This is a genomic window from Pedobacter sp. AW31-3R (genome assembly GCF_052180285.1).
Classification (GTDB): Bacteria; Bacteroidota; Bacteroidia; order Sphingobacteriales; family Sphingobacteriaceae; genus Pedobacter.
Map to the genome: position 1 here is coordinate 2,574,855 of NZ_CP197475.1, position 22,401 is coordinate 2,597,255.

Annotated in this window: 22 protein-coding genes and 1 other RNA gene; 12 read left to right on the top strand and 11 right to left on the bottom strand. The window is 42.7% G+C overall.

The genetic code is table 11. From position 1 onward, the window contains the following. The first annotated feature begins 49 nt into the window (after nt 1–49). The gene (locus ACSBL2_RS10570; RefSeq protein WP_442591658.1) at nt 50–1,840 is read left to right on the top strand and encodes a chloride channel protein; all 1,791 of its coding nucleotides are present in this window, start codon (nt 50–52) and stop codon (nt 1,838–1,840) included. 67 nt (nt 1,841–1,907) lie between these two features. On the opposite strand, the gene ACSBL2_RS10575 is transcribed toward ACSBL2_RS10570, so the two are convergent. From ACSBL2_RS10575 to ACSBL2_RS10590, 4 genes are all read right to left on the bottom strand, one after another. Beyond that, a complete protein-coding gene (locus ACSBL2_RS10575; RefSeq protein ID WP_442591659.1) occupies nt 1,908–3,314 on the bottom strand; it encodes a sigma-54-dependent transcriptional regulator in 1,407 nt (468 codons plus the stop codon). 68 nt (nt 3,315–3,382) lie between these two features. Further along, nucleotides 3,383–3,771: RNase P RNA component class A (gene rnpB, locus ACSBL2_RS10580), an RNA gene on the bottom strand. A gap of 20 nt (nt 3,772–3,791) precedes the next feature. Continuing rightward, nucleotides 3,792–4,217: a c-type cytochrome gene (locus ACSBL2_RS10585; RefSeq protein WP_442591660.1), complete on the bottom strand. Its 426-nt coding sequence runs from the start codon at nt 4,215–4,217 to the stop codon at nt 3,792–3,794. 3 nt (nt 4,218–4,220) lie between these two features. After that, a complete protein-coding gene (locus tag ACSBL2_RS10590) occupies nt 4,221–4,874 on the bottom strand; it encodes an SCO family protein (protein ID WP_442591661.1) in 654 nt (217 codons plus the stop codon). Nucleotides 4,875–4,975: 101 nt separating this feature from the next. Between ACSBL2_RS10590 and ACSBL2_RS10595 the strand changes: the two genes are divergently transcribed. The 6 genes from ACSBL2_RS10595 to ACSBL2_RS10620 all read left to right on the top strand — a co-directional run bounded on the left by ACSBL2_RS10595 (nt 4,976) and on the right by ACSBL2_RS10620 (nt 9,307). Beyond that, complete coding sequence (locus ACSBL2_RS10595; RefSeq protein WP_442591662.1) at nt 4,976–5,977, top strand: beta-ketoacyl-ACP synthase III; 1,002 nt, start codon at nt 4,976–4,978, stop codon at nt 5,975–5,977. Between the two features lie 5 nt (nt 5,978–5,982). After that, complete coding sequence (locus tag ACSBL2_RS10600) at nt 5,983–6,351, top strand: hypothetical protein (protein WP_442591663.1); 369 nt, start codon at nt 5,983–5,985, stop codon at nt 6,349–6,351. A gap of 101 nt (nt 6,352–6,452) precedes the next feature. Beyond that, complete coding sequence (locus ACSBL2_RS10605) at nt 6,453–6,887, top strand: hypothetical protein (protein WP_442591664.1); 435 nt, start codon at nt 6,453–6,455, stop codon at nt 6,885–6,887. Further along, a complete protein-coding gene (locus ACSBL2_RS10610) occupies nt 6,887–7,504 on the top strand; it encodes an SCO family protein (RefSeq protein ID WP_442591665.1) in 618 nt (205 codons plus the stop codon). The genes ACSBL2_RS10605 and ACSBL2_RS10610 overlap by 1 nt, the downstream gene beginning before the upstream one ends. 50 nt (nt 7,505–7,554) lie before the next feature. Further along, on the top strand, nt 7,555–8,226 hold the full coding sequence (locus tag ACSBL2_RS10615; protein WP_442591666.1) for a superoxide dismutase: 672 nt from the start codon (nt 7,555–7,557) through the stop codon (nt 8,224–8,226). A 109-nt stretch (nt 8,227–8,335) separates the two neighbouring features. Next, nucleotides 8,336–9,307 (top strand): 2-hydroxyacid dehydrogenase, encoded by a 972-nt coding sequence (locus ACSBL2_RS10620; RefSeq protein ID WP_442591667.1) that lies wholly within the window; start codon nt 8,336–8,338, stop codon nt 9,305–9,307. 103 nt (nt 9,308–9,410) lie between these two features. On the opposite strand, the gene ACSBL2_RS10625 is transcribed toward ACSBL2_RS10620, so the two are convergent. Beyond that, nucleotides 9,411–10,304, bottom strand: a complete 894-nt coding sequence (locus ACSBL2_RS10625; RefSeq protein ID WP_442591668.1) for a DnaJ C-terminal domain-containing protein — start codon at nt 10,302–10,304, stop codon at nt 9,411–9,413. 293 nt (nt 10,305–10,597) lie between these two features. Between ACSBL2_RS10625 and ACSBL2_RS10630 the strand changes: the two genes are divergently transcribed. Continuing rightward, nucleotides 10,598–11,614: a LacI family DNA-binding transcriptional regulator gene (locus ACSBL2_RS10630; protein ID WP_442591669.1), complete on the top strand. Its 1,017-nt coding sequence runs from the start codon at nt 10,598–10,600 to the stop codon at nt 11,612–11,614. Between the two features lie 197 nt (nt 11,615–11,811). Here the strand turns inward: ACSBL2_RS10630 and ACSBL2_RS10635 are convergent, their stop codons facing one another. Then, on the bottom strand, nt 11,812–13,545 hold the full coding sequence (locus ACSBL2_RS10635; protein ID WP_442591670.1) for a phospho-sugar mutase: 1,734 nt from the start codon (nt 13,543–13,545) through the stop codon (nt 11,812–11,814). Nucleotides 13,546–13,836: 291 nt separating this feature from the next. On the opposite strand from ACSBL2_RS10635, the gene ACSBL2_RS10640 reads away from it, so the two are divergent. Next, nucleotides 13,837–15,150 carry an aspartate kinase gene (locus tag ACSBL2_RS10640; RefSeq protein WP_442591671.1) on the top strand — a complete coding sequence of 438 codons (1,314 nt, stop codon included), beginning with the start codon at nt 13,837–13,839 and terminating at the stop codon, nt 15,148–15,150. Between the two features lie 54 nt (nt 15,151–15,204). Here the strand turns inward: ACSBL2_RS10640 and ACSBL2_RS10645 are convergent, their stop codons facing one another. Beyond that, the gene (locus ACSBL2_RS10645; protein ID WP_442591672.1) at nt 15,205–15,345 is read right to left on the bottom strand and encodes a hypothetical protein; all 141 of its coding nucleotides are present in this window, start codon (nt 15,343–15,345) and stop codon (nt 15,205–15,207) included. Between the two features lie 37 nt (nt 15,346–15,382). Between ACSBL2_RS10645 and lysA the strand changes: the two genes are divergently transcribed. Together lysA and ACSBL2_RS10655 are read left to right on the top strand one after the other, a co-directional pair. Then, entirely contained in the window at nt 15,383–16,540 is a 1,158-nt protein-coding gene (gene lysA, locus ACSBL2_RS10650; protein WP_442591673.1) for a diaminopimelate decarboxylase, read from the top strand. Between the two features lie 22 nt (nt 16,541–16,562). Next, nucleotides 16,563–17,189 carry a class I SAM-dependent methyltransferase gene (locus tag ACSBL2_RS10655; RefSeq protein ID WP_442591674.1) on the top strand — a complete coding sequence of 209 codons (627 nt, stop codon included), beginning with the start codon at nt 16,563–16,565 and terminating at the stop codon, nt 17,187–17,189. Nucleotides 17,190–17,273: 84 nt separating this feature from the next. Here ACSBL2_RS10655 and ACSBL2_RS10660 read toward each other — a convergent pair whose 3' ends face one another. From ACSBL2_RS10660 to ACSBL2_RS10675, 4 genes are all read right to left on the bottom strand, one after another. Continuing rightward, nucleotides 17,274–17,486 (bottom strand): hypothetical protein, encoded by a 213-nt coding sequence (locus tag ACSBL2_RS10660; RefSeq protein WP_442591675.1) that lies wholly within the window; start codon nt 17,484–17,486, stop codon nt 17,274–17,276. Between the two features lie 20 nt (nt 17,487–17,506). Beyond that, a complete protein-coding gene (locus ACSBL2_RS10665; RefSeq protein WP_442591676.1) occupies nt 17,507–17,890 on the bottom strand; it encodes an SRPBCC domain-containing protein in 384 nt (127 codons plus the stop codon). Nucleotides 17,891–17,902: 12 nt separating this feature from the next. Next, nucleotides 17,903–20,509 (bottom strand): DUF3857 domain-containing protein, encoded by a 2,607-nt coding sequence (locus tag ACSBL2_RS10670; protein WP_442591677.1) that lies wholly within the window; start codon nt 20,507–20,509, stop codon nt 17,903–17,905. Between the two features lie 146 nt (nt 20,510–20,655). Continuing rightward, nucleotides 20,656–21,846 (bottom strand): acyl-CoA dehydrogenase family protein, encoded by a 1,191-nt coding sequence (locus tag ACSBL2_RS10675; protein ID WP_442591678.1) that lies wholly within the window; start codon nt 21,844–21,846, stop codon nt 20,656–20,658. Nucleotides 21,847–22,009: 163 nt separating this feature from the next. Here ACSBL2_RS10675 and ACSBL2_RS10680 point away from each other — a divergent pair, with 163 nt between their 5' ends. After that, the gene (locus ACSBL2_RS10680; protein WP_442591679.1) at nt 22,010–22,390 is read left to right on the top strand and encodes a dihydroneopterin aldolase; all 381 of its coding nucleotides are present in this window, start codon (nt 22,010–22,012) and stop codon (nt 22,388–22,390) included. Nucleotides 22,391–22,401: the final 11 nt, after the last annotated feature.

The following is a 22,401-nucleotide window of genomic DNA, read 5'->3' on the forward strand; positions in this document are numbered from 1 at the left end:
AACCCTGCAGATTTAAAATCTGGTTCCAGCAATGGTTAAAGAAAAAAAGATGTACATAAGAATGGTTGGCTATATTGACAGTATAAATCAGTATCGTAAAACTAAGATATCAAACAGAAACTTCCTGGTTTTTGCCGCCCTGGTAGTGGGTATCCTGGCAGGTCTTGCCGCTTCCCTGCTTAAATCCGTTACCCAGCATATTGAACATTTCCTGCAGGATGGTTTTCACTGGGAGTATAAATACTATTTGTTCCTGGTGTTTCCTACGATAGGGATCCTGCTTTCGGTGATGTATGTGCGCAGGTTTATCCGCCGGGGGAAATTTGAAACGGGCCTGACGCCCTTGTTATTTACGATATCCAAAAAATCAAGCAGGGTAGAACCTCATAATATTTATTCCCAGCTGATCACTGCTGCGCTGACTGTAGGTTTTGGAGGATCAACAGGTCTGGAAGCCCCAATTGTGACCAGTGGTGCGGGGATCGGTTCCGTCGTTGGCCGCTTTCTCGGCTTGTCTTACCGGGAGACAACCTTGTTACTGGCCTGTGGAGCCGCTGCGGGGATCGCAGGAGCGTTTAACAGTCCGATTGCAGGTATTGTGTTCGCCGTAGAAATTTTGCTCCCTGAGTTCACGATTCCGGCCTTTATTCCATTGCTGCTTTCTTCAGCTACGGCAGCCGTTGTGGCCAGGTTTTTTTACAATGAACAGCTGTTCTTTCTGGTGACCGAAGGCTGGGAGTATAAAGCCCTGGGCTGGTATGTAGTCCTGGCGATTCTGATTGGCCTGTTTTCTATTTTCTTCAATAAAACGTATTATTTTGTTAAACATTCCTTTTATAAGATCAAGGGGCCTTATCAGAAGGTGGTTGTTGGCGGGCTATTGCTCGGGGGACTCCTGTTTTTGTTCCCGACTTTATACGGGGAAGGGTTTATCACCATGAAGAATCTGCTTGGCGGGAATTACAGTACGGTGATTACGAATAGTATATTTGCTTCCTACAGTAATATTCCATTCGTTATTATTTTATTTACCACCATTACCTTATTTGCTAAGTCGGCCGCCACGCTGATTACCTTAAGCGCAGGAGGAAACGGGGGAATTTTTGCACCAAGCCTCATTATGGGTGGACTGATGGGATTTATCCTGGCTTTCAGCATCAACACCCTGGGGATTGCCCATGTGAATGTTGCTAATTTTATTGTGGCAGGAATGGCGGCTTCACTCAGTGCCATTATGCATGCGCCGCTGACCGGGATATTCCTGATTGCCGAGATCACGGGTGGGTATATCCTGATGGTTCCCCTGATGATTACTTCGGCGATTTCTTACCTGATTGGACGTCGTGCAAACCAGTATTCCATCTATACCAAACCGCTGGCAGAAAGCGGTGACCTGATGTCTTATGAAGATAAGGACTCAACAGTACTGAATATGATGAAACTGAAATACCTGGTGGAGAGTGATTACCTGGTCCTGAATGAAGACGACAGTATTTCCATTCGCCTCAATGAGGTGTTGCAGTCGAAAAGAAATATTTTTCCCGTGATTGGGGAAGACCAGCAGTTCAAAGGACTGGTTTATGTGGAAGAAGTGCTGAAAAAGGCAATCAATAATCCTAAAATAGACGAACTGACCATACATGACCTGATGCATACCGCGCCTGACCTTATCTTTATCAATGACTCGCTGAAAGCGGTACTGAAGAAAATGGATAAGGAAAATGCCTGGCTGCTGCCGGTGCTCAATGAGCAGAAAGAGTTTATCGGTTTTGTGTCCAAGACAGCTGTACTGAATAAATACAGGGCATTGCTGATCAGGCAGGCCGATTATATGAAGTAAGTCCTTAACCTAAAAAATCCCCGCTCAGCTACTGGACGGGGATTTTTTTTAGGTATTATATTTTGGTTTATTGTTCTGTAACTCTCTTTAAACCAAATTTTTCAATTTTACTGTACAGGTGACTGCGTTGAATATCAATATCGTCTGCTGTTTTGGATACGTTCCAGTTGTTTTTCTCCAGTTTGAACTTGATAAATTCTTTCTCTGCATGGTCTTTATAATCCTGGAAATTGCTGAATTTATCGAAATTGGTGGATACTGATGCTGAATTTCCATTCAGCGGTACACCGTTTGCAGCACCGATATTGGTTCCTCCACCTGGATTGGCAAATGCAGTGACATCATGTTCCGTGATCATCTTATCACTTAAAATAATCAGGCGTTCAATCATGTTGTGCAACTCGCGCACATTCCCTGTCCATGGAAGGTTTTGTAATGCTGTCATTCCTGTCTCGCTGATTTTCTTCACCGGCATGCCGTAATCCTTACAGATTTCCTCCAGGAAGCTCATGGCGATTTCAGGAATATCTTCCCTGCGTTCCGTTAAATGCGGAACATGGATATTGATCACGTTCAGACGGTGGTACAAGTCCATCCTGAAATTACCGTCTTCAATTTCTTTCAATAGGTCTTTGTTGGTCGCAGCAATCACGCGTACGTTCACTTCCAGTTCTTTTTCACCACCAACACGGGTAATTTTATGCTCCTGCAGGGCGCGCAATACCTTCGCCTGTGCCGAGATGCTCATATCGCCGATCTCATCAAGGAACAGTGTGCCGCCATTGGCCAACTCGAATTTACCGATACGCTGTTTAACAGCAGAGGTAAAAGAGCCCTTTTCATGTCCGAACAACTCACTTTCGATCAGTTCAGAAGGAATAGCTGCGCAGTTCACTTCAATCAGCGGACTGTCGGCACGGTGTGATTTTTCATGTAACCAGCGTGCAACCAGTTCTTTACCGCTTCCATTGGCGCCGGTAATCAATACACGGGCCTCAGTAGGAGCCACACGCTCAATAGTTTCCTTGATTTTGTTGATATTTTCAGAGTTTCCAAGGATATCCCTGGTTTTGCTTACTTTTCTTTTCAGGACCTTGGTTTCTGTCACCAGGTTTCCTCTGTCAAGCGCATTTCTAACTGTAATCAGCAGTCGGTTTAAATCAGGTGGTTTGGAAATAAAATCAAACGCTCCTTTTTTACTGGCCTCAATAGCCGTTTCTACAGTACCATGGCCGGAAATCATGATAAAGGGAAGGTCCGGACTATAAGCGAGTGCCTGTTCCAGTACTTCCATTCCGTCCATCTTGTTCATCTTGATGTCGCACAAAACGAGATTGTACTTTTTCTTCTTGATCAGTTCCAGTCCCTCAATGCCATTATCAATATCATCCACTTCGTAATTCTCATACTCCAAGATCTCACGGAGGGTGCTTCTGATTGCACGCTCATCATCAATTATCAATAATTTTGCCATAGCTTGTACTGTCTTCTTTGTTGGATACGAATATATTTACTAATTATCAATTAATATCTAATAATAAAAAAAAATGCAAGCCTGTAAGCCGGGTTCTGTACCTTAATGAATTAAGGCTTCTACCATTAATCTACTATAAATGTTGCCATTTATCTCTAACGACCTACCCACTAACATCGGACGAGCAGCCCTACATGCGTTAGCCTATTTGGTCTTTCAACTCCCGGGGTTTACCAGTCCTCCGGTCGCCCGGAAAACTCGTGAGCTCTTACCTCACGGTTTCAACCTTACCTGTGCTGTTGCCAGCCATCGGCGGTATACTTTCTGCTGCACTTTCCATAATTCAGGTATTCATTCCTGAACCTCTTCCCGTTAGGAAGCGAGATGCTCTGTGTTGCCCGGACTTTCCTCTTTATCAATGCTTTCACATTGATCCAGCGATAGAACGGCTTGCATTTTGCGCAAAGATAGGAAATTTTATGGTTTACAAGCCTTCAGATCCTGTGCGACCTGCTCTGTGGTATACATTCCCTGCTTATTCCCGAAATCGTTCGTGATATAAACGATCAATTGGGCAATGTCAATGTCGGCCATATTGAAAGCAGGCATTTTACCCTCATACACCTGGCCGTTGACGGTGACAGGAACATCATTGATTCCGTTTTTGATGAAACAGGCAAGCAGCTGTTTGTTCTTTTTCAGGTAAATGCTGTCGGTTAATGGTGGAGCAAGTGCGCCCAGTCCTTCTCCTTTGGCACCATGACAGTTCTGGCAACGGGAAATATAGAGGTCCCTGCCGTTCACATAATAAGCATCCTGTCTGATCTTATCGGCCGTTTGGCAAGAAAAGAAGAGTACGGTAAGGGTAGAGAGGAGGAATACTCCCAAAATAATTTTGCGCATATCTTATTTCTTATCTTCAGCAAGTAAAACGGGAATATCTTTTGTCAGCTGTGCCACCTGTGCAGCATCCGTACCATCATAGGCACCTCTGATTCTTCTGTCTTTGTCAATCAGTACAAGATAACCCTGGTGGACATAACCATCCCTGTTGGTGCTGTCTGCCTGTACCGCCACGAGGTAGTTTTTTTCAGCCATGGTATATATGGTCTCTTTCGGGCCATAAACAAACTGCCACTTCGGGCCATCCACACCCAGTTTCTGTGCATATTTTTTTAGCACGGAAGGTTTATCATATTTAAAGTCGATGGTATGCGATAAAAACATCACTTCCGGATTATCCTGAAACTGGTCATAAATTGTTTTCAGGTTTCTGTGCATCTGGGGACAGATACTGGTGCAGGAGGTAAAAAAGAAATCTGCGATATAAATTTTACCCTTAAACTGCGCATTGGTAATATAGGTACTGTCCTGATTCAGGAGTTTAAATGCCGGAATAGTCTGGTAAATGGTGTCCACGGTAGTGGAACCGTCTGCATTTTTAACGGTCTCCGTATCCCTTAAGCCATAAATTGGTAATTTTTTTTCTTCCTTACAGGAGGAAAGGAACAGTGCGGATACCGCCAGGACGGTGAATATGAATGTATACGGGTATTTCATAGTGTGTGATTTGTAGCCGCAAAGGTACAGTCCTATAAAAATAAAGTGTAACGTAGCTGTAAATATTTATTAGTTTTGCGCCGAAGAATTTTTGATACTTAATGAGAAAAAGATATAACGCTGTTATCACAGCTTTAGGAGGGTATGTTCCGGAGACCATTTTAACGAATCATGATCTGGAAAAAATGGTGGACACCAATAGTGACTGGATTATTTCCCGTACCGGGATTCACGAGAGAAGGATTTTAAATGATGATTCTCTGGCGACGTCTGATCTGGCAACTATGGCTGTTAAAAAACTTCTTGAAGACAGCAATATCAATCCTGAAGAAATTGAATGTGTGATTGTGGCTACAGCAACACCAGATTATATCATGGTTTCTACGGCAAGTATCGTATGTGAAAAGGCAGGCCTGAAAAATGCATGGGGAGTAGATTCCAATGCGGCTTGCAGCGGTTTTCTGTATGCCCTTACTTTAGGAGCCAGCCTGATTGAGAGCAACCGTTATAAAAATGTAATTGTTATCGGTGCAGATGCGAATAGTTCTATCGTAAACTATGAAGACAGGAATACCTGTATTTTGTTTGGTGACGGTGCCGGCGCGGTATTGCTGGAGCAGACAGAGGCAGAAGTCGGCTTGCTGGATAATGTATTTAAAACTGATGGTGTAGGTAAAGAACATTTGATCGTTACTGCCGGAGGTTCATTGAATCCTTCCTCACTGGATACGCTGGATAAAAAACTGAATTTCATCTCCCAAAATGGCAGGGTCGTATTTAAAGCCGCTATTGAGGGAATGAGCCAGACCTGTAATGAGGTGATGGAAAGGAATGGACTGGAGAATAAAGATATCAACTGGTTAATTCCGCACCAGGCTAACCTGCGTATTATACAGGCTGTGGGAGAAAAAATTGGTTTGGGTGCCGACCAGGTAAAGATCAATATCCAACGCTACGGCAATACGACGGCAGCGACGATTCCTTTGTGTATGTGGGAATATAAAGACGATTTCAAAGAAAATGATAACCTGTTGCTGACTGCTTTCGGGGCAGGATTTTCATGGGGTGCCACGTATCTGAAATGGGGTAAATTAAGAAGTTAAATAGGATGACACGCGCTGTAGCCATATTGCTTATCTTTTGTTCTCTTTCTGTGTGCCTGTCGGCTTTTATAGTCAACATCGGTTTTGAAATGAACAGGGCATATATTGCTACGGAGCTTTGTATCAATAAAGATCAACCACAGCTGCATTGCAACGGGAAATGTTACCTGATGAAAAAGCTGAAACAGGCGGAGGAGAAGGAGCAGAAACAAGCCCATGAGCTCCTGAAAATCCAGCTGCAGCAGCCTCTGGCGAACCTGCGTGTGGAATTTACCGCTTATACAGATCAGATGACACCTGTACATATTCCCTACAGTACAGGTAAACCTTTATCGAAGGTGAATCCGGTTTTCCAACCTCCGCAGGAAGCCTAGCCTGTTTGTATCACCGAAGTTTCTTGCTTCGGTCCTTATATTCCTTTAATTTTAATTCTTAATCCCCGCCGGTATTGTCCGGCAGGCAAAACGATATGTATATGAAACTTTTCCCAGCTGTATGGATAATCGCTGTTATGGCCGTTTCCTGCAAACCGACGTCAGATTATAAAGCAGAAAGAGATGAAGTCATGAAAATCCACGATGTGGTGATGGCTGATAATGGAGTCCTGGTCGCCAATGAAATGAAAGCAGATTCACTGCTGAAAGATCTGCCAGGTTTAAAAAAGAAATATCCTGACCTCGATATAGAAGCAGAGAAAGCGGCATTGAATGCCACCCTGCAAAGGTTAAAAAATGCGGAAGACCGGATGAACGACTGGATGCACAACTTCGAGCCTGATGTTACCGGAAAGTCTGATGAAGATGCCGTACAATATTTCAGGAATGAAAAAGTAAACATACAGAAACTGGATAGCATGTATAAAATGGAAATCAAGTCTTCCAATGCAACTCTAGCCAAATTCAGAAAATAATGGGGAGAAATATATGCTTATGCTGTCTCCTGGCGATATTCCTGCTGGGCAGTTGTAAAGATAAACAAAAGCGGTTGCCTTACCTCCAGCAGGAGATTACAGGGAATGATACCAGCTATCGTACCATTCCTACCTTTCAGTTCCTGAATCAGGACAGTGTTCCGGTGAGCAATAAGGACTTCGATCAGTCGATTTATGTGGCGGACTTTTTCTTTACCTCCTGTCCCACTATTTGCCCTACGATGCACCGGAACCTGTTAAAGATTTACCAGAAATATCTGGACAATCCACAGGTGAAATTTGCCTCGCATACCATTGACGTTAAATATGATACGCCTTCCAGAATGAAGGCCTATGCAGATAAGCTGGGGGTAAAGGGTACACAATGGGAGTTTTTATGGGGGAGCAGGGATTCTGTGTATACCCTGGCTGAAAAGAATTATCTGGTTGCTGTAGGGCAGGATAAGGCTGCTCCGGGCGGATTTATCCATCAGGGCTATCTGGTGCTGGTCGACAAGGAAAAACGCATCAGGGGAGCCTATGATGGTACCGTGGATGAACAGGTGAAGCAGCTGATGGATGACATGGATATATTACTTGAAGAGTACAAAAAGTAACAAACAATTATTCTCTACGGGGGTTATATCATTAATAAATACCATTACACATGAAATTATATAAAAGCTTATTGCCGGTTATCCTGTTATTGGCGGGAACCCAGTTCGTGAATGCACAATTTAAACTGGCACCTTTGCCATACGCATACAATGCTTTAGAACCTGCTATTGACAAGGAAACGATGGAGATCCATTATTCGAAGCACCACCAGACTTATGTCACCAACCTGAATGCAGCAGTTAAGGGGACGGCAGCGGAAGGAAAATCCCTGGCGGATTTGTTGGCTAAAGTATCTGCCTATCCAACAGTGATCAGGAACAATGCGGGCGGACATTTTAACCATAGCCTGTTCTGGCAGATCATGTCGCCGAAACCAAAACCTGCTTCTGCTGCTTTTATGAAAGAGATTGACGCAACTTTCGGCTCCCTGGAAAAGTTTAAGACGACTTTTGCCGACAGTGCTGCCAAACGTTTCGGTTCAGGTTGGGCATGGCTGATTGTCCACAATGGAAAACTGGCCATCACCACAACAGCTAATCAGGATAATCCACTGATGGACATCGCAGCACAAAAAGGTACACCTATTTTAGCGCTTGATGTCTGGGAGCATGCCTATTACCTGAAATATCAGAACAAGAGACCCGCCTATATTACGGCATGGTGGACAGTAGTCAACTGGGCAGAAGTAGAACGCAGGTATCATGAAGCGAGTAAAAAATAATTAACGGATTTCCTGTAAAGGTGAAATCAGACAATTAGATGATGCAAAAAGGCTGTCCTTACGGGCAGCTTTTTTAGTTTTGTATACAAGGCAAAATTTTAGATCATATATGAAGGTATTTGTAACCAGAATCCTTCCGGCAGCAGCTTTAGACCTATTGAAGGCGGCTGGACTGGAAGTAAAACAATGGACAGAAAAAAGAAAGCTGACACAGGAAGAATTAATTGCACATTGCCAGGATGCAGATGCATTGTTGTCGGCAGGACAACAGATCAATAAGGAATTCTTGCTGGCGAGTACCCATCTTAAAGTGATAGCCTTACATTCCGTTGGTTTTGACAATACTGATGTTGACACGGCTACTGAACTGAAAATCCCGATAGGCAATACCCCTGGGGTGCTGAGTGACGCTACTGCGGATACCGCATTTTTATTGATGCTGGCCACTTCCAGGAATGCATTTTATATGCACCAGCAGATCATTAACGGAGAGTGGGGTTTCTTTGAACCTACGGCAAATCTGGGGATTGAGCTTCAGGGAGCTACGCTGGGCATCTTTGGCTTAGGGAAAATAGGGCTGGAAATGGCCAAACGCTGTATAGGTGCCTACCAGATGAAAGTTATCTACCATAACAGGAGCAGAAATGAATCGGCAGAGCAGGAGCTGGGGGCCACCTATGTTTCTTTTGAGGAACTGCTGAAGCAGAGTGATGTGATCAGTGTACACACCTCGCTGACGACTGAAACTGAAGGCAAGTTTAATATGGAGGCCTTTAAACAGATGAAGGAACGTGCCATCTTTGTAAATACGGCGCGCGGTTCTATTCATCAGGAAGAAGATTTGACTAAGGCATTGCAGGAAAAGGTAATCTGGGGAGCAGGACTTGATGTGACCCATCCGGAGCCAATGGCACCAGATAATCCATTGCTGACTATGCCTAATGTGTGTGTATTGCCGCATATTGGCTCAGCAACTGTGGGGACCAGAAATGCAATGGCCAGGATTGCCGCAGAAAATATTATTGCCGGATTAAAAGGGGAGCGGCTTCCACATCTGGTCAATCCGGAGATTTACGGGTAATTGTACAGGGATATGGAGACTGCAATTTAAATATGAACCGAAGCGAAGGACAGGGGGACTGGCCTTCGCTTCGGTTTATAGACAGGACTGTATGTATCTGTGGTTATCCTGCTAAATCTCTTAATTCCCGGAATAATTTTCGCTGAGCATCAGATAAGGAGGCTGGTATTTTAACAATATAAGTCAAGAAGAGATCGCCAAACAGGCCATCCTTCTGGTATACAGGAAAACCTTTGCCCTTTAAACGGATCTTGGTTCCGTTTTGAGTCCCGGCCGGGACTTTAAGCTTCACTTTGCCATCAAGTGTATTGATGGTAGCTTCCCCGCCGAGAACCGCGGTGTACAAGTCAATTTCCTGGTCTTCATACAAGTGGTCATTCTGCCTTTTGAATATAGGGTCTTCAGCAATGATTATGGTAATAAAAAGATCACCGTCTGCACCACCATTTACTCCTGATCCTCCCTGGCCTTTCAATTTAATCACTTGTCCGTTGGCAATTCCACCTGGAATGGTGATCCTTAAGTTCTTACCGTTTACGGTAATGGTTCGTTTGTGTTGAACAGCAGCATCCCTGAGGGAAATGTTCAGCTCGGTCTGTAAATCCTGTCCCTTGAAACGGGAACTGCCCCTGGAACGGCCACCACCACCAAACATAGATTCAAAGAAATCTGAGAAATCACCGCCTCCGAAGCCACCTCCACCACCGCTGTAACCGCGGCCGCCGCCGAAGCCACCGCCGTTAAAAGGATTACGTGACTGCGCCTGGTCTGCATGTTTCCAGTTTTCTCCGTATTCATCATATTTTTTTCGTTTCTCCGGATCACTCAGCGCTTCATTTGCTTCGTTGATCTGCTGAAACATTTTATTCGCTTCCTGGTCATTTGGATTTAGATCAGGATGGTATTTTCTTGCCAGTTTTCTGTATGCTTTTTTAATATCTTCCTGGGATGCATTTTTGTCTACCCCCAGAACTTTATAATAATCAATGTATGCCATAATTTATGAACAGATGTAGAACAAATTTACGCTTTTAAATGATATTGATGGCAGAATATTATGGACAGACCGCTGCAATTGGCATCACCAACCAGAATTTACAGGGCTTGTTGGCAAAAAATACACCCTGGTATCTACTCAAAAAAATAAATATAAACTCATGCAAAAATAATTAAGGATCAGACAGTGCAGACTGTTTTATAATTAGATTTTAATTTTCTAGCTTGCCTGACAGAATTATAATTGACACACTTGCAGCATGTTGTTGCTGCAGGATAAAATAAAATAAACGGATGAAACCTCTTTCCATAAAAGATATTGCCAGCAAGGCAAATGTATCGATTACGACTGTATCTTTTATTTTGAATGGCAAGGCAGAGAAAATGCGGATCAGCCAGAAGATGATTGCGAAGGTGAACAGCATTATTCAGGAGGTAGGGTTCAGGCCTAACCAGGTAGCGCGAAGCCTGCGTACAGGAAATTCCAAAACTTTGGGCCTGATTGTGGAGGACATCTCCAATCCATTTTTCGCTTCCATAGCGAGGCTGATTGAAGACAGGGCTTACAAACACGGCTATAAGATCATCTATTCCAGCACAGAAAATGATATAGACAAAGCCAAAGGCTTGTTCAATATGTTTAAATCAAGGCAGGTAGATGGTTACATTATTGCACCCATGGCTGGTATGGAGGACGATATCAAGGCTTTGATTGCGGAGAAGATCCCGGTTGTCTTATTTGACAGGAACCTCCATACCCTGAATACGAATTGTGTGATGATAGACAATCTGGGTGGGAGCTATATGGCCACTGAATACCTCATCCGTAGGTTGAAAAAGAAAATTGCCTTTGTCACCGTTGATATTGATGTAGAGCAGATGAAAGACCGGTTAAAGGGCTATGAGCAGGCCTTGCGGGATTACCAGATGGAACCGCTGGAAAAATTGCGCATTGAGATCCCATTTACCAATACCGCGAAACAGACAACGAACAGCCTGAAGAAATTTTTCAAGAAGAATAAAGAAATAGATGCGGTAATATTTTCCACCAATTACCTTGCCGTAAGGGGCTTGTTCTGCTTCAGAGAAATGGGCAAGACCATTGATGATCATTTCCAGATGATTGCTTATGATGACCATGATGTTTTCAGCCTGCATTCTCCTCCCATCAGTGTGGTTAACCAGCCGGTAGAGGATATTGCTGATCACATCATCAGTTTAATGTTAAAGGAATTGGCGCTGGTGGACTCCTTTGAGAAAAAGCCTGATCCCCAGAAAATTATTCTGTCGGCAGAGTTTATTGAACGGTAGTTTTGGCGCAGGTTTTGTTGTGGATAAAGAAAATCGGTTAAAATTTGTTTTTACTGATTTTTTAATTAAATTTAATCAGCGTTTGCAAAAACGCTTTATGAATCAGGCAAGTATGTAGGTAATATAGGTGCAAAAAGAAGGCCTTCCGAAATCATTTGGAAGGCCTCTTTTTTTGGAAGGTGATTTTCCTACAGCGGTTAGGCCTGTAAATCTTCCATCAATGATTTTATTTTGGCGCCAAGTGCTGCATCTGCTGCTGCAAATTCTTCTTTGCTTGCCAATGGTGCATTTACACTGCAGTAGAACTTGATTTTAGGCTCTGTACCTGAAGGACGTGCAGAAATGATACTTCCGTCCTCAGTAATAAACTGAAGCACGTCAGATGTAGGGAAATCAAGTTTTGTCTTCTCTTTAGTGATCAGGTCTGTTTCTTCGCCCAATTCATAATCCTTTAAGGTTTTCACTGGAGATCCACCCAGCGTCAATGGAGGGTTTTCCCTGAATTTAACCATCATGGCTTTGATTTCTTCGGCACCGGTTTTTCCTTTTTTAGTCAAAGACACCAGTTCTTCTTTATACAGGCCGTATTCTACATACATGTTCAGCAGGGCATCGTATAAGCTGCTGCCTTTATCTTTGTAGAATGCGGTCATTTCTGCGATAAATGCACAGGACACCACGGCATCTTTATCCCTTACCAGTTCACCAATCAGGTAACCATAACTTTCCTCACCACCGCCGATAAAGGTTTTTTTGCCTTGCAGGCTGGTGATCAGCTGACCAATGTATTTGAATCCGGTCAGGGTGTTATAATATTTTACATTTTTTGCGTCAGCAATAGCTTCAATCAGGTTAGAAGTCACGATTGTTTTCACAATATACTGGTCGCCATCCAGTTTACCTTTCTCTTCCCATGCGGTAAGCAGGTAATTGATCAGCAGACTACCAGTCTGGTTTCCATTTAACAGGACGAATTCACCATCATTATTCTTAACGGCAATACCTACCCTGTCGGCATCCGGATCTGTAGCCAGAACCAGGTCGGCATCAATTTCCCTGGCTTTATTCAGGGCAAGGGTAAGCGCTTCTTTTTCTTCGGGGTTCGGATACACTACCGTAGGGAAATTACCATCGGGTATGCTCTGCTCTTCCACCAGGGTCAGGTTTTCAAAACCAAACTGTTCCAGTGCTTTTGGAACCAGGGTAATTCCTGTTCCGTGGATAGGAGAGAAAACGATCTTTAAGTCCTTTTGTCTTGCAATCGCTTCAGGAGAAACAGAAAGTGCGGTGATCTGGTCAAGATACAACTGGTCAATTTCTTCCCCGATCAGTTCAACATGGCTATCGACACGGTCGAATTTAACTTCATCGATGCTGCTGATCTTTGCAACTTCATCCATCACAAGCTGATCATCCGGAGAAGTAAACTGTCCGCCATCTGCACCATATGCTTTATAACCGTTATATTCCTTAGGGTTGTGTGAAGCCGTCAGCATCACACCGCTGCGGCAGCCCAGGTGCCTTACTGCGAAAGAGAGTTCCGGTGTAGGGCGTAAGGCGGAAAAGAAATATACATAAATACCATTTGCAGAAAATACATCGGCAGTAATTTTAGCAAAATAATCGGAGTTGTTCCTGCTGTCATGGGCAATTGCCACTTTAATTTCTTCTCCCGGATATTTGTTTAACAAGTAGTTTGACAAGCCTTGTGTGGCTGTACCAATCGTGTACTTATTGATTCTGTTAGATCCGGCACCCATAATGCCGCGTAATCCACCTGTACCGAATTCTAAACTTCTGTAGAAGGAGTCTGTGAGTTCTGTGACTGCTTCTTTGTCCATCAAATCCTGTATTTCCTGTTTGGTTTGCTGATCGTAATTTCCGTTCAGCCATTCATTGATGGTACTGAGTGTTGAGGCTTCTAATTGCATGAGATATTTGAGTATTTTGATTTACTGTTTTGTTCAACAATAAAAACGGCGGCATGTTTGGCCATTGAATAAAAAAAGCCAGTGCCGTTATTTTATTTTGCTGATATTATAATTATTAGGCGCGTTTTCTTTAATTTCACGCCCCAATACAATTATATACCAAATAATTTGAATTAGGAACACCTGTCTGAAATAAATTTTACCTTGGGTTTTATCCCTGGTTCCAGATATTATTTTATTCCGGGCATAAAAACCAGAACCATAAACAATAATTAAACAATACAGAAAAAAATGAAGATATTAAAGTTTGGCGGGACTTCCGTTGGAAGCCCTGAACGGATGACCAAATTGCTGGATATTATTGATCCTGCAGAAGAACAAATTGTAGTTTTATCAGCCGTGTCTGGTACAACAAATAGTTTAGTAGAGATTTCAGGCAAACTTTTAAAGGAAGATAAACAGGGGGCGTTAATTTTAATTAACGCCCTGAATGAAAAATACAATGATTTTGTGGCTGAACTGTTACCTGAAGAAGAATTCAGGGCACAGGGACAGGAAGTAGTCGATTATTATTTCGGTTTTCTGTCGACCCTGGCCAATGATATCTTTACCCCAATAGAGGATAAAGTGGTACTGGCACAGGGAGAACTGTTGTCGACTACTTTGTACCATATCTATTTAAAATCGATTGGCGTGCCTTCGGTTCTATTGCCGGCATTGGATTTCATGAAGACGGATGAAGACAATGAGCCTGATATCCCTTACACAACGGCGCATTTACAGCCTATCCTGGCTGCACATCCGGGTAATAAATTATTCATTACCCAGGGTTTCATTTGCCGGAACAGCTTTGGCGAGGTAGATAACCTGAGACGTGGTGGCAGCGATTATACGGCATCATTGTTAGGGGCGGCTATTATGGCTGAGGAAGTACAGATCTGGACAGATATTGATGGGATGCACAACAATGATCCGCGGATTGTGAAGGGCACCAAACCGATTTCACATTTATCATTTGATGAAGCTGCAGAGCTTGCCTACTTCGGTGCAAAGATCCTGCATCCGCAATCGGTGTTCCCTGCCCAGAAATACAAAATCCCGGTACGTCTGTTGAATACCATGGAACCAGCAGCTTTGGGAACCCTGATTTCCACAGAAAGTGAAAAAGGAAAGATCAAGTCTATCGCCGCTAAGGATGGTATTACTGCCATTAAAATACAATCGAGCCGCATGTTGCTGGCTTACGGTTTCCTGAGAAGGGTATTTGAAATTTTTGAGCGTTATAAAACGCCAATCGATATGATCACTACCTCTGAAGTAGCCGTATCCCTCACCATCGATTATATCGATAACCTGGATCAGATCATAGAGGAACTGCATGCTTTCGGAAGTGTGGAAATTGATAAGGACCAGTCGATTATCTGTGTGGTAGGTGATTTCGGTGCAGAGAAACATGGTTTTGCTTCCCGCGTGCTGGATTCTATTAAACATCTTCCTGTACGGATGATCTCTTATGGTGGAAGTAACTATAATATCTCCCTGCTGATCAATACAGAGGATAAAACGGAAGCATTAAGAAGTTTGCATAACCGTATTTTTGAATAAGGGGAAACGCTTTAAGTATTTCTGTTGATTTGAAAAATGGATACTTAAAGCGGTTTACTTTCTTTTTAGATAGGCAAGGACAGCGATAATGATAAACAGGAGAAGGATGGAGAGCCTGCTTCTTCTGTCATATTCCTTCTGGCTGATTTTATTCCGCTGGAGGTCGAAGTAGTTGCCCATGTAAATTAATACCATTCCAACTATAAAAAATATTATAAGATATTTAAACATTATGTTTTCTAACAAAGATATAGCGCAATTTGCACAATTAGAAACACCTTTTTATTATTATGACCTCAGTTTATTACAGGAGACCTTGTCTTCCTGTGCTGCTGCGGCAAAAGTTTACCATTTTCATGTGCATTATGCCATGAAAGCAAACTTCAATGATACACTGTTAAAGAAAATCAGGGAAACGGGTTTTGGTGCGGATTGTGTAAGTGGTAATGAAGTAAAGAAAGCCATAGAAATGGGTTTTTCTGCCGGTCAGGTCGTTTTTGCCGGAGTTGGTAAATCGGACAGGGAGATTAACTATGCTCTGGATCAGGATATTTTCTGCTTTAATGTGGAATCTGTGCAGGAACTGGAGGTCATCAATGAACTGGCCCTTCAAAAGGGTAAAAAAGTGAAAGTGGCCATCCGGATCAATCCGAATGTGGATGCACATACCCACCATAACATCACGACCGGACTGGATGAGAATAAATTCGGTGTGAATTCATGGGATTTGCCTGCCTGTGCGGAGATGCTGAAGAAATGTACTGCACTGGAGTTTGTAGGGATCCATTTCCATATCGGTTCACAGATTACCAACCTGGATGTGTACAAAAATCTATGTGTGCGTGTAAACGAATTTGCACAATGGTTTGAAGAGCGCGGATATTTAGTGCGCGTCCTGAATGTAGGTGGTGGACTGGGAATTGATTACCATAACCCCGACCAGCAAATTCCGGATTTCGAAGCCTATTTCAAGATTTTTAATGATTTTCTTGACGTGCGTTCCAACCAGGAAGTACATTTTGAACTCGGTAGGGCATTGGTCGGGCAGTCATCTTCCTTAATCAGTAAAGTTCTGTATGTGAAGAATGGCAAGAAGAAAAATTTCATTATCCTGGATGCGGGGATGACCGAACTGATGCGCCCGGCACTTTACCAGGCTTACCATCAGATTGAGAATATCAGCAAGAAAGGGCAGGAGGTCAACTTCAAATATGATGTGGTAGGGCCGATTTGCGAAAGTACCGATTGCTTTGGCAAAGAAGTCGCCTTACAGGAAACCCTGAGAGGTGACCTGATTGCGATAAGGAGTACGGGTGCTTACGGAGAAGTGATGGCTTCACATTATAACCTGCGTGAGAACGTTTCGGTAGTCTTCAGCGAAGAAAATTAAAGGAAGTAATCTTATAACGTATATGGCAGAAGATGCATGGTTAAACAGGTGGGAGGAAAGGTACAGTGGCGAAGCATTTGCTTACGGGACGGCACCTAACCATTACCTCAAAGAACAGCTGACGAAAATATCCCAGGGAAAAATCCTATTTGCTGCGGAAGGTGAGGGGAGGAATGCCGTATTTGCTGCCAGCCTTGGCTGGGAAGTGGCTGCATTTGACATCAGTACTGAAGGAAAAAATAAGGCAATGAAGCTGGCGGAGGCCCGTGGTGTGGAAATTGACTACCGGGTTGGTGAACTGGAAACCTTAGGATTTGCGAAGGAACAGTTTGATGTGATTGCTTTGATTTATGCCCATTTTCCGGCAGCGATCAAATCTTTGTGCCACCAGGCACTGGATAAATATCTGCGTAAAGGTGGAATCATCATTTTTGAAGCTTTCAGTAAAAAGCACATCGACTATCTTTCCAGAAATGAAAATGTTGGAGGGCCGAAAGATATCGCATCCTTATTCTCCATGGAAGAGCTGGAGGCTGATTTTTCAGGTTATGAATTTCAGGAACTGATGGAGACGGAAGTGGAACTGAGCGAGGGTTTATACCATAATGGCCTGGGATCCGTCATCAGGTGTATCGCCAGGAAGAAATAAGCATTTAAAAGAGAAATAAGCAAATAAAAAAGGTATTTACCGGTCTGGTTCTTTATCCTTAAAGACCAGACGGGTAAATACCTTTTATTGTTTTTTGGCGGTGGCCAGAACGACGATACCTGCGAGGATCACTACACCACCTGCATATGGAGGCCAGTTTACCGTTTTCTCTCTGTCTGCGGAAACCTGTATAGGTCCTGCGTCAATGATTTTTTCCTTCTTGGTATAGGTAAAGCCCGTCCATGCCAGGAGAGCGGCTCCTATAATGATTAATAGAAATCCAATCGTGCGATTCATAGTTTATGAGGTTAAAGAATTTATTCTTCCTCAAAGAAATCCGCTAAGCCTCCAATATAATGTTCATTAATACCACTTGTAAAATCATCATAATCCTCATCAGGAATATTGGTTTGTACAAACTCCAGGGATGTACCCTTCTTGTCTGTATGCAATTTAATGGTCACTATTGAAGGTTCATTTTCTTCTCCGAAGTACCATTGCTGTACAATTTTTTTGCCAAACTCGAATTCAATATTTTTTCCTACAATATCTCCGTCCCAAAATGAAAATTCTGTACCGGCTTCTTCTGTGAATTCTACTTCTGCGCCTGTCCACAATTGGATGCTTTGTGCTTTAGTCATAGCCAGATAGACTTCTTCCGGTGGAGCTGGCAGGTAATAATATTTTTTAAAGGTTTTCATTATTTTGTTGAATTAATCTTTTTGTGGTAAGGTATTTTGCTGTTCATGTATTGCGTTTTTCCAGGACGATTCCGGATAAGTAAACACAAAGGTTCTCGCCACCCGGGATGACCTTTTGAAATAAAGGATCCAAAGTATGGAGAACGTAATGCCGACGAAAATAGTTATTAATTCTTTTAAATTGAAAACTGGCTGGTTTTGGATGTTTTTGATGATTAATCCCGCAAGGTATACGAGGACGTACAAAGCCGTAGAAAAGATGGTGCTTTTTATGGCCTGTTCCGGTAACAATTCCCTTCTGTTGATGAAAAGAAAGAACAATAAAATCATCCAGCTGAAATCTATGGCATACCCTATGATTGTAATTAAATAGACGGCAGTTGTAAATATACAGGAAGTCAAATTCTGACTTTCTGTAAAATCCCATGCCGCATTGCTGAAGAGTCCTGTTGCTTTAAGCTGGAAGGGATAATAAATAATGGAAGAAACAAGCATAAAGGCAACAATGATCAGCAGCCCGCGAATGGGGAGTACATCTGCGATAGCCTTCAGATCGAATTCCATTTCCTGTTGATAAACCTTCATAAAGAAAAAACCGGACACTATAATCACCAGTACTGCCAGCATAATTGTGTAAGAATTTAAGTCGCCACCTGGTTTTTGCTCATCATAGAAAACAGCAAAAGAAAGCTTCTCCCGGGTGTTCTTGCTGTCTTTTATATATTTTTTAACCTCTTCAGAAGGCACATCAGCCTTCAGGCTTTTAAAATAATAATTGAGTGTAATTACATGGTCTTTATGGGTAGCATCAAAATCGAACGAGAAGTAATCGTTATCCATATTCCAGGAATCATTTCCAAAATCTGGTACATAAGGCAATTCGATGGAGACATGCTGTTCAAGATTTGCAGGATACTTTAAAGAAAGTGGTTGAACCCTGTTTTTAATATTTAACTTTCTCAACTGATTATAGATCAGATCGCCATAAAAATAGATGTAATTGCGCGGTTTTTGCTCCTCTTCTTCCAAAATCCATACATCGCTTATGGCATATGATTCTGTGAGTTCGACCCTGTTCTCCTTTTCATTGTCATTGATCTTAATATCTGCATTGCTTTCTGCCTCCGGGTAATAAGATTTGATATATTCAAGGAAAGATTTTTGAACACCGTCAGTTCCTTCATCAGCAATCAGGCTTCTGATATTATCTGCATAATTATCGGTGTACCTGCTTTTAATCACCAGTGTCGTTTTTGTTGAGCTGCTGGTATCCGCAACTTTAAATTTGAGGTTTGCGATGAGTTTTCCGGTAGCAGGGCTGATCACCTTTTCCGGGCTTTTAATGCCTTTTTTTAAGACCAGTGCCTTCCCGTAATCAGGAAAATATAGTTTTTTAACAGGGCCTCTCTGGTAAGAAATTGTCGGGTCGATCCATGTTTTCTGGTTTTGGTAGTCCACCATAACCACCACATGGTTAAAAAGGAAGGGGCTAGGTAAAAAGCCATCTAATTTCTTCCCTTCATAAGTGTCCACATAAGCCATGTATGCTGGGATATTGGCCTTTTTCAGCAGATAAACGAGTAACAAAGATTTATCTTTACAATCGCCATAACGCTGTTGGAGAACCTTTTCCGGTGAGTTTGGACGTTGTGAATATTCTCCAATCTCTATGCCCATGTACCTGATCTCATCCTGGACAAAACGGACGGCCAGTTCCATGTATGTAAGGGGATTGTTGCGGGCCTTTGTTTTAAACTCTTCGGCTAATTTATCTACCCCAGGTGTTTTTAAATCTGCATAATCATTGACCTTCAGTCCCCAGTCAACAATTTCTTCCCAGGAATTGTATTCTGAGATCTGGGTGCGTTTAAAAGGATTATACCAGGATGGCTCGAAATCAGCATTGGGATAAGTGTTGGTTTGTTTGCTTTCCCATTCGTACAATTTTAATCCGTCTTTATCTGACACTTTCGGTGCAGCTGCAGAGTTGAAGGCTTTGAATTTCAGTTTTCTATCTTTATCCACCAGGATATTGGTATAAGAATGACCATGGCGGTAAGCTCCTTCAAAGTATAATTCCTCGCTGTATTTATCTCCCCATATCGGATTATTTCCTTTCAGTGTGTAGGCATATTCAATGCGGTCACCTTTTCTGATGTCATCAAGCAACAGGTAGGCATCAAATGTGCCGCTATAGATGAATTTTGAAAGGTCCTTTTCATTTTGCAGCACTTTAAATTTTGTACCGCTCAGCTTATCTATGGGCTGGTTATTCCGCCACACGGTAACCTTATGAACGGTTAATTTCTGATAGGAAGGATCATAAGTAATAGAAAGCTGTGAGCCATTTTGGACACCGGCCTCTGAGGTAATTTCTCTGAATACGTGGGAAAATCTTTCCTGTAATTCGACATGGTGCTGCGCTTCCATAAGGGAAGCATAATAACCATCTACCACGTCTTTGGCTTTAACTTTCTCACCGTCAGTATTGATTTTAACTATCCAGGAGGGGAAAGACCGGCTGATATTAAAATTCTTGTGTTGGGAGAACGATAAAAGATTGTTAAAAAATAAAAGGAATACGACAAAAAAAACTTTTTTAAGGGAGTCGGCAAACATCGTCGAAGCGTTAATTTAATTATTGTTTCTAAAAATAATAATTAAATGTCCTGTTTAAGTATTTAAAGAAAAATATTGTGTTTAACAGTGAATATTGTTTTCATCCTTATGCTGAAACTAAACACCATCCATTCTTTAAGAGTAAACTATTTAAACGCATTCAATCCCGTCACATCCATCCCTGTAATCAACAGATGAATATCATGTGTCCCTTCATAGGTCACCACAGATTCAAGGTTCATCATGTGGCGCATGATGGAATATTCGCCGGTAATGCCCATTCCGCCGAGCATTTGTCGTGCATTCCTGGCAATATCCAGTGCAATCTCGACGCTGTTCCTTTTGGCCATAGAGATCTGTTCTGCCGTTGCCCTGTTTTCGCTTTTCAGCACGCCCAGGCGCCAGACCAGCAGCTGACCTTTGGTGATTTCGGTAATCATTTCTGCCAGTTTTTTCTGCTGCAGCTGAAAACCTCCTATGGGTTTACCAAACTGGATCCTTTCTTTCGAATAACGAAGGGCAGTATCATAACAATCCATGGCTGCGCCTAATGCTCCCCATGCAATGCCATAACGTGCCTGGTTCAAACAACCCAGGGGACCTTTCAGTCCGGACACATTGGGAAAAATATTTTCTTTGGGAATCTTCACATTGTCAAATACCAGTTCGCCGGTAGCAGATGCCCTCAAGCTCCATTTGTTATGGGTTTCAGGAGTCGTGAAACCTTGCATACCACGCTCAACCACCAGTCCTCTGATTTTTCCACTTTCATCCTTTGCCCATACCACGGCAATATCTGCAAAGGGAGCATTGGAAATCCACATTTTTGCACCATTGAGCAGATAATGGTCGCCATTGTCTTTGATATTGGTCACCATGCCGCCCGGATTTGATCCATGGTCTGGCTCCGTTAACCCGAAGCAGCCCATGATTTCTCCTGTTGCCAGTTTGGGTAAATATTTTTTACGCTGCTCTTCGGAACCATAGGTATAAATAGGGTACATCACCAGTGAACCTTGTACGGACGCAGTAGACCTGATCCCTGAATCTCCGCGTTCCAGTTCCTGCATCAGGATACCATACGCGATATAATCCAATCCTGCACCGCCATACTCCACCGGGATTGTCGGGCCGAATGCACCGATTTCCCCTAAACCTTTGATCAGCTGGGCAGGGAATTCTGCTTTCTGGGCATAATCCTCAATTACAGGACTCAGTTCTTTCTTCACCCAGTCGCGTGCCGAAGAGCGGATCAATAGATGTTCTTCCGATAATAACTCATCCAGCAAATAATAATCAGGTGCTTCGTAAAGGTCTTTCTTTCCGGTTTTATTCATGGTATATCCTATATTTGGTCAGCAATAGATGCTTTTGTGTATGCGGTAAATGGTAAGCGGTGCTGTTTCAAAGGTAATAATTTCAGCTAATCGCTGGTTAAAACCGATCAAAAAATTAATTTTGCTAATCGATCTACACTTATTCTAATCAATATTCCCCTATATGTTTGTACAAACGGTTGCGCTCAAAGATGTTAAATGTTTCGCCCTGCATGGTTACTATCCTGAAGAACAGGTAACCGGTACAGAATTTCTGGTGAGTGTGGAGGTTACCTTCTATCCTTCAGGAGATACGGAAGACCTGCAGCGGACGGTGAATTATGAGGTTTTAAATGACATCATCAGGGAAGAAATGGCCAGCACCAAGCAATTGCTGGAATCGGTAGTCAGACGGATACTCGACAGGGTGATCTCTGCGTACCCTTTTGTGCTCACTGCAGTGACGGGGATCAAAAAGATGCATCCGCCAATGCCGGGGGAAATCAACCATTCTTTTGTACAGCTGGCTTACCATGCTGAAAAGTACAGTCAACACCAGGTTTAAATTAGCAGAAA

Coding starts and splice junctions, on each gene's coding strand:
- ACSBL2_RS10570 (WP_442591658.1), top strand. CDS start 50: ATGTACATAAGAATGGTTGGCTATATTGACAGTATAAATCAGTATCGT.
- ACSBL2_RS10575 (WP_442591659.1), bottom strand. CDS start 3,314: ATGGCAAAATTATTGATAATTGATGATGAGCGTGCAATCAGAAGCACC.
- ACSBL2_RS10585 (WP_442591660.1), bottom strand. CDS start 4,217: ATGCGCAAAATTATTTTGGGAGTATTCCTCCTCTCTACCCTTACCGTA.
- ACSBL2_RS10590 (WP_442591661.1), bottom strand. CDS start 4,874: ATGAAATACCCGTATACATTCATATTCACCGTCCTGGCGGTATCCGCA.
- ACSBL2_RS10595 (WP_442591662.1), top strand. CDS start 4,976: ATGAGAAAAAGATATAACGCTGTTATCACAGCTTTAGGAGGGTATGTT.
- ACSBL2_RS10600 (WP_442591663.1), top strand. CDS start 5,983: ATGACACGCGCTGTAGCCATATTGCTTATCTTTTGTTCTCTTTCTGTG.
- ACSBL2_RS10605 (WP_442591664.1), top strand. CDS start 6,453: ATGAAACTTTTCCCAGCTGTATGGATAATCGCTGTTATGGCCGTTTCC.
- ACSBL2_RS10610 (WP_442591665.1), top strand. CDS start 6,887: ATGGGGAGAAATATATGCTTATGCTGTCTCCTGGCGATATTCCTGCTG.
- ACSBL2_RS10615 (WP_442591666.1), top strand. CDS start 7,555: ATGAAATTATATAAAAGCTTATTGCCGGTTATCCTGTTATTGGCGGGA.
- ACSBL2_RS10620 (WP_442591667.1), top strand. CDS start 8,336: ATGAAGGTATTTGTAACCAGAATCCTTCCGGCAGCAGCTTTAGACCTA.
- ACSBL2_RS10625 (WP_442591668.1), bottom strand. CDS start 10,304: ATGGCATACATTGATTATTATAAAGTTCTGGGGGTAGACAAAAATGCA.
- ACSBL2_RS10630 (WP_442591669.1), top strand. CDS start 10,598: ATGAAACCTCTTTCCATAAAAGATATTGCCAGCAAGGCAAATGTATCG.
- ACSBL2_RS10635 (WP_442591670.1), bottom strand. CDS start 13,545: ATGCAATTAGAAGCCTCAACACTCAGTACCATCAATGAATGGCTGAAC.
- ACSBL2_RS10640 (WP_442591671.1), top strand. CDS start 13,837: ATGAAGATATTAAAGTTTGGCGGGACTTCCGTTGGAAGCCCTGAACGG.
- ACSBL2_RS10645 (WP_442591672.1), bottom strand. CDS start 15,345: ATGGTATTAATTTACATGGGCAACTACTTCGACCTCCAGCGGAATAAA.
- lysA (WP_442591673.1), top strand. CDS start 15,383: ATGTTTTCTAACAAAGATATAGCGCAATTTGCACAATTAGAAACACCT.
- ACSBL2_RS10655 (WP_442591674.1), top strand. CDS start 16,563: ATGGCAGAAGATGCATGGTTAAACAGGTGGGAGGAAAGGTACAGTGGC.
- ACSBL2_RS10660 (WP_442591675.1), bottom strand. CDS start 17,486: ATGAATCGCACGATTGGATTTCTATTAATCATTATAGGAGCCGCTCTC.
- ACSBL2_RS10665 (WP_442591676.1), bottom strand. CDS start 17,890: ATGAAAACCTTTAAAAAATATTATTACCTGCCAGCTCCACCGGAAGAA.
- ACSBL2_RS10670 (WP_442591677.1), bottom strand. CDS start 20,509: ATGTTTGCCGACTCCCTTAAAAAAGTTTTTTTTGTCGTATTCCTTTTA.
- ACSBL2_RS10675 (WP_442591678.1), bottom strand. CDS start 21,846: ATGAATAAAACCGGAAAGAAAGACCTTTACGAAGCACCTGATTATTAT.
- ACSBL2_RS10680 (WP_442591679.1), top strand. CDS start 22,010: ATGTTTGTACAAACGGTTGCGCTCAAAGATGTTAAATGTTTCGCCCTG.